5 protein-coding genes are annotated in these 5,857 nt (G+C 69.8%); all 5 read left to right on the top strand.

Annotated elements, in window-relative coordinates; all coding sequences use genetic code 11:
• Positions 1–321: 321 nt before the first annotated feature.
• The 5 genes from ACWIF2_RS39830 to ACWIF2_RS39850 all read left to right on the top strand — a co-directional run bounded on the left by ACWIF2_RS39830 (position 322) and on the right by ACWIF2_RS39850 (position 5,779).
• Positions 322–750, top strand: coding sequence for a cold-shock protein (locus ACWIF2_RS39830; RefSeq protein ID WP_165343870.1), 429 nt, complete (start codon positions 322–324; stop codon positions 748–750).
• Positions 751–1,801: 1,051 nt separating this feature from the next.
• Positions 1,802–2,623: a TIM barrel protein gene (locus ACWIF2_RS39835; RefSeq protein ID WP_454366487.1), complete on the top strand. Its 822-nt coding sequence runs from the start codon at positions 1,802–1,804 to the stop codon at positions 2,621–2,623.
• Positions 2,624–2,647: 24 nt separating this feature from the next.
• Complete coding sequence (locus ACWIF2_RS39840; protein ID WP_454366489.1) at positions 2,648–3,541, top strand: 2-hydroxy-3-oxopropionate reductase; 894 nt, start codon at positions 2,648–2,650, stop codon at positions 3,539–3,541.
• A 209-nt stretch (positions 3,542–3,750) separates the two neighbouring features.
• A complete protein-coding gene (locus ACWIF2_RS39845; protein ID WP_454366491.1) occupies positions 3,751–5,208 on the top strand; it encodes a catalase in 1,458 nt (485 codons plus the stop codon).
• Positions 5,209–5,542: 334 nt separating this feature from the next.
• The gene (locus tag ACWIF2_RS39850; protein WP_189721359.1) at positions 5,543–5,779 is read left to right on the top strand and encodes a hypothetical protein; all 237 of its coding nucleotides are present in this window, start codon (positions 5,543–5,545) and stop codon (positions 5,777–5,779) included.
• Positions 5,780–5,857: the final 78 nt, after the last annotated feature.

The following is a 5,857-nucleotide window of genomic DNA, read 5'->3' on the forward strand; positions in this document are numbered from 1 at the left end:
CCGACACCCCTCGGTCCGCCGCAGCCCACACGGCAGTCGGTGAGCCGGTTGGCCGGTGGCAGATCACGGCGCAGAGGTATCGGTGGGACGTCGTAGACCGCCGCCAGCTCGATGGCCCAGTCCTCCACACACTGCCGCATGGCAGCCGGCGCCGAGCCTAGGGACCGCACCATGTGATCGACGATGCCGAGCTTCCGGCGCGCGGGGCCCGGCACCATCCAGCCGCTCGCCCTGGGGGGTGTTGCTGACGTAGCCTTCTGCGCTGGTGTTGATTCGGGCGCTGGTCCCGATATCGTTGGGTTTCTTTTGGGAGTTGCTGGCATGGTTGCTGGTCGTGTGGTGCGATTCGACAGTGCGCGGGGTTATGGGTTCATCGCTCCGGACGATGGTGATGAGGACGTCTTCCTGCACGTCAACGACTTGAGGATGCCGGAGCACCAGTTGCATCCGGGCCTCGTCGTCGAATTCGAGGTCGCGGAGGGAGACCGCGGGCCGAAGGCCTCGGCTGTGAGGCCGGCCGCGGGAGCCAACGGCAAGCCGCGGGACGTCGCCGCGGGATCCCTCGCGGGGCCCGTCAGGCAACTGGACGGCGACGATTCACTGTGCGACGTGCTCACCGCGAACGAGTACCTCCACGAGGTCACCGAGGTCCTGCTCTCCGCGGCCCCCTCACTGACCGGGGAACAGATCCTCCAGATTCGTCGCGGGCTGCTCCAGTTCGGAAAGAACCACGGGTGGACCGAAGACTGAGAGATCACGGCAGGGCGCCTACTGAGAGGCCTACCGACCCTTCACCCGGCAGCCTCGGGGCAGCACCCGTGGACGAAACGGCTCCACTCCACGACCCTCGGCACCCGCACCGGCTCGATCGGCAGCATCACACGCCGCCCCCGTCATGTTTTCCGCGGTCCTGCAAGAGGGCCGCTGGCCTCCGGGCCCGGCATGGCCGTGTCCCCCTGTCGAAGGCATGACCTGGGGGGTGGTGTCAGTGCGCCGTGAGGCGCTGAGAACTCGTGCGGTGGTGAGAGACCATCGCCATCATCCCCGTCGCAGCAGGGTGATGAAGCTGGGGGCAGCCTGACCCGGGAGATGCCGGTGAGGGCGAGAGCGGCCCCGACAAAGCCGGGACGGGCCAGAACTGCCAGATGGCTCGGGTCCGGCAAGCGTGACGGAGAGGAGCACGAGAGGAACCAGCGTTAGCCTCGATCTTTCGCGAGGGTCCACCGACGAAGTCGGTGGACCCTTTCGCTTTCTGGGGCAGATGGTGGGCAGGCGGCGGCCCGACTGTCGCGTCGGGTGGGCGCCGGGTTCCACTGCCCGGGGCGGGGTGGTGCTGTCGTCGGGACGGTGGAAAGGCGCTGCTCAGCCGGGGTTGGGTAGGAGCGCGAGCCGTTCGAGGGCGGCGGTGATCTCGCCGGTCCAGGGCCAATGGCGGGTGAGGCGGAGAATCCGGCGTGCGATCCGCAGTGGAATCCCGATGAGTGCCTCTGTGTGGTCCTGGACCCAGCCCGACCATGGGGCGGCCGTCTCTATGCCTGCTCCCCGGTCTGGCTCTGCGAGGGGAAGGGCTGTCAGCACTGAGGGGGCTCCGTTCCTCGGTGTGGCAGTGCGCGGGCCCCGCCTACCCACAGTCGCGGCAAGCATGATCGTCGATCCCGCAGGGCGGGACGGACTTACGGCAGCCCCTCTTGACAGCCCTCGGGCGCCACGGGCAATCTTCCGTTAAGCAGAAACGTGATTCCGTAATACGGAATACCTTCTGGAAGGCACGTCGGAAGACAAGGAAGGGAGCGCCGACCCGATGGGATTCGCAGACCAGCGCTTCAACGTCAACCTGTCGATCCTCTTCACGGAGCTCCCCCTCCTGGAGCGTCCCGCTGCCGCCGCCGCGGCCGGCTTCACCGCGGTCGAGCTGTGGTGGCCCTGGATCGACTCGCCCGTCCCGGAGCGTTCCGAGCTCGACGCCCTGAAGCGGGCGATCGAGGAGGCGGGCGTCCAGCTCACCGGCCTGAACTTCTACGCCGGGCGCCTCCCGGGCCCGGACCGCGGCGCCCTGTCGGTTCCCGGCGAGGAGTCGGATCGGTTCCGCGCCAACATCGACGTGGCCGCCGACTTCGCCGCCTCCCTGGGCTGCACGGCCCTCAACGCCCTGTACGGCAACCGCGTCGAGGGCGTGGACCCGGCCGAGCAGGACGCGCTGGCGCTGGAGAACCTGACCCTGGCGGCCCGGGCCGCGGACCGGATCGGCGCGGTTCTGCTGATCGAGGCGCTGAACCAGCCCGAGTCACCGCTGTACCCGCTGGTATCCGCCCCGGCGGCCGTGGACGTCGTCGACAAGGTCAACGAGGCGACCGGCCTGGGCAACGCCCGGTTCCTGATGGACCTCTACCACCTGTCCATGAACGGCGAGGACCTCCCGTCGGTGATCGAGCGGTACGCCGCGAAGACCGGTCACGTCCAGATCGCCGACAACCCCGGCCGCGGCGCCCCCGGGACGGGCTCACTGCCCCTCGAAGACCTCCTCGACCAGCTGCGGAAGGCGGGCTACGACGGCTGGATCGGCCTCGAGTACAAGCCGGGCGACCGCCCGAGCGCCGAGACCTTCGACTGGCTGCCCCGCTGACCCTCGCACCGAAAGGCACCCATCATGACCACTGCACTTCCCAAGGTCGCCTGGATCGGCCTCGGCATCATGGGCTCCCCCATGTCCGAGAACCTGATCAAGGCGGGCTACGACGTCACCGGCTTCACCCTGGAGCAGGACAAGCTGGACCGTCTCGCGGCGGCGGGCGGCACCGCCGCCCCCTCCATCGCCGAGGCGGTGAAGGACGCCGACGTCGTCATCACGATGGTCCCGGCCTCCCCCCAGGTCGAGGCCATCTCCTACGGCCCCGACGGCATCCTGGAGAACGCCAGGTCCGGCGCCCTGCTGATCGACATGTCCTCGATCACGCCGCAGACCTCGGTCGACCTGGCGAAGGCGGCGAAGGACAAGGGCATCCGCGTCCTGGACGCCCCGGTCTCCGGTGGTGAGGCCGGCGCCATCGAGGCCGTGCTGTCCATCATGGTCGGCGGCGAGCAGAGCGACTTCGACGTCGCGAAGCCGATCCTCGAGGCGCTCGGCAAGACCATCGTGCTGTGCGGCCCGCACGGCTCCGGCCAGACCGTGAAGGCCGCCAACCAGCTGATCGTCGCCGTGAACATCCAGGCGTGTGCCGAGGCCGTGGTCTTCCTGGAGAAGTCCGGCGTGGACCTGAAGGCGGCCCTGGACGTCCTGAACGGCGGGCTCGCCGGCTCGACCGTGCTGACCCGCAAGAAGGACAACTTCCTCGGCCGGGACTTCAAGCCGGGCTTCCGTATCGATCTGCACCACAAGGACATGGGCATCGTCACGGACGCCGCCCGCAATGTCGGCGCGGCCCTGCCCGTCGGCGCCGTGGTCGCCCAGCTGGTCGCGAGCCTGCGTGCGCAGGGCGACGGCGGGCTGGACCACTCGGCGCTGCTGCGGGCCGTGGAGCGGCTGTCCGGCGCCCAGCTCTGACCCCCTTCCGACCCTCGTAGCCCCGGGGGTCCCCCAGATCCCGGGCGGCGCCGCCGCTGACATCTGTCCTGTCGCGCCCAAAGGGGCGGCGCCGCCCGGCCCAGCCATACCCACCACTTCAACAAACTGTTGACGCCTCCTTCGCCCCGACCCTAGGCTCCACGAAGCGGAAACATTTTTCCGCTGCCCTCTCGTATCGGAAGGTCACGATGTCGCAGCGCGTGCTCACCACCGAGTCCGGCGCCCCCGTCGCCGACAACCAGAACTCCGCCACCGCCGGCGCCGGCGGCCCGCTCCTGCTCCAGGACCAGCATCTGCTGGAGAAGCTGGCGCGCTTCAACCGCGAGCGCATCCCGGAGCGTGTGGTGCACGCCCGCGGCTCGGGCGCCTACGGCCACTTCGAAGTGACCGACGACGTCACGGAGTTCACGTACGCCGACTTCCTGAGCACCGTCGGCAGGCGCACCGAGGTCTTCGTGCGCTTCTCCACCGTGGCCGACTCGCTCGGCGGCGCGGACGCGGTGCGCGACCCGCGCGGCTTCGCGGTCAAGTTCTATACGGAGGAAGGCAATTACGACCTCGTCGGGAACAACACCCCGGTGTTCTTCATCAAGGACCCGATCAAGTTCCCGGACTTCATCCACTCGCAGAAGCGCGACCCGTTCACGGGCCGTCAGGAGCCGGACAACGTCTGGGACTTCTGGGCGCACTCCCCCGAGGCCACGCACCAGGTGACCTGGCTGATGGGCGACCGCGGCATCCCGGCCTCGTACCGGCACATGAACGGCTACGGCTCGCACACCTACCAGTGGACGAACAGCGCGGGCGAGGCGTTCTTCGTCAAGTACCACTTCAAGACCAACCAGGGCATCCGCTGCCTCAGCGCCGAGCAGGCCGCGGAGACCGTCGGCAGGGACGCGAACTCCCACCAGACGGACCTGCTCCAGGCCATCGAGCGGGGCGTGCGGCCGTCCTGGACCCTCTACGTCCAGCTCATGCCGGCGGCCGAGGCGGACGGCTACCGCTTCAACCCGTTCGACCTGACCAAGGTCTGGCCGCATCAGGACTACCCGCTGCGGCGCGTGGGCCGGCTGGTGCTGGACCGCAACCCGGACAACGTCTTCGCCGAGGTCGAACAGGCCGCGTTCTCCCCGAACAACTTCGTGCCGGGCATCGGCCCCTCGCCCGACAAGATGCTCCAGGGCCGCCTGTTCGCCTACGCGGACGCCCACCGCTACCGTCTGGGCGTCAACCACACCCTGCTTGCGGTGAACGCCCCGAAGGCGACGACCGCGCGGAACTACGGCCGCGACGGCCTCATGGCGGCCAACGCCCAGGGCCGCGGAGCGAAGAACTACGAGCCGAACTCCTACGACGGCCCGGCCGAGACCGGCCGGCCGCTGTCGGCCCCGCTGGCGGTCGGCGGCCACACGGGCACCCACGCGGCGCCCCAGCACACCAAGGACGACGACTTCTTCCAGGCCGGCGAGCTGTACCGGCTGATGTCCGCCGAGGAGAAGTCCCGGCTGATCGCGAACATCGCCGGCGGCCTCTCCCAGGTCTCCCGCGACGACGTGATCGAGAAGAACCTCGCGCACTTCCACGCCGCCGACCCCGAGTACGGGCGGCGCGTGGAGGAGGCGGTCCGCGCCCTGCGCGAGGAGTGAACTCCCTGACCGCGTCCGACCGCGCGGGGCGACCCGGATGAGGGGTGGTCGCCCCGGGCGCGGACGCGGGCAGGGTGTGGACCGCGGCGGCTGCGAGCCAGTGCGGTGGTGAAGGACCGGGAGCGGGCTTCTCGACCCGAGGGAAGCCCGTTCCGGGTCCCGTCGCACCGCCGCGGTCCCAGCACCACCCTGTGCGTCTCCCTCCTCCCTCCTCCCTCCCCTCACAGACCCCGTCCGGCGGCGCGAATGTCCTGTCGCGCCCAGCCTCGCGCCGCCGGACGGCTACCAGCCCGTTCAGGGTGCGGAACAGGTGCGTCCGCAGGAGCCTGAAGGCATGGCACATCCCACCGAGCACCCGCATGTCGTGGTCCACTCCCCCGCCCTGGACGGATCCCGCCGGGTCACCCTGGGCGAGGAGCCCCTGGGCGTCGCCACCCACGCCGACGACGTCGCCGAGATCCTGCGGCTGGCCGACCTGTACGTCACCGATGTCGCGGAGAGCGACCTCGTCGAGTGGCAGGGCGGCGGCCCGGACGACTGGCCGGGGCTCTCGGAGCACCACGACGCCTGATCACGCCTACGGCAGCGGTCGTAGACCCCGTACGGAACCCTCAAAAGAACCTCTGAACCCGGCCCCGGGGGCTTCAAC

This window comes from Streptomyces sp. NPDC055506 (assembly GCF_053643595.1).

Coding starts and splice junctions, on each gene's coding strand:
- ACWIF2_RS39850 (WP_189721359.1), top strand. CDS start 5,543: ATGGCACATCCCACCGAGCACCCGCATGTCGTGGTCCACTCCCCCGCC.
- ACWIF2_RS39845 (WP_454366491.1), top strand. CDS start 3,751: ATGTCGCAGCGCGTGCTCACCACCGAGTCCGGCGCCCCCGTCGCCGAC.
- ACWIF2_RS39840 (WP_454366489.1), top strand. CDS start 2,648: ATGACCACTGCACTTCCCAAGGTCGCCTGGATCGGCCTCGGCATCATG.
- ACWIF2_RS39835 (WP_454366487.1), top strand. CDS start 1,802: ATGGGATTCGCAGACCAGCGCTTCAACGTCAACCTGTCGATCCTCTTC.
- ACWIF2_RS39830 (WP_165343870.1), top strand. CDS start 322: ATGGTTGCTGGTCGTGTGGTGCGATTCGACAGTGCGCGGGGTTATGGG.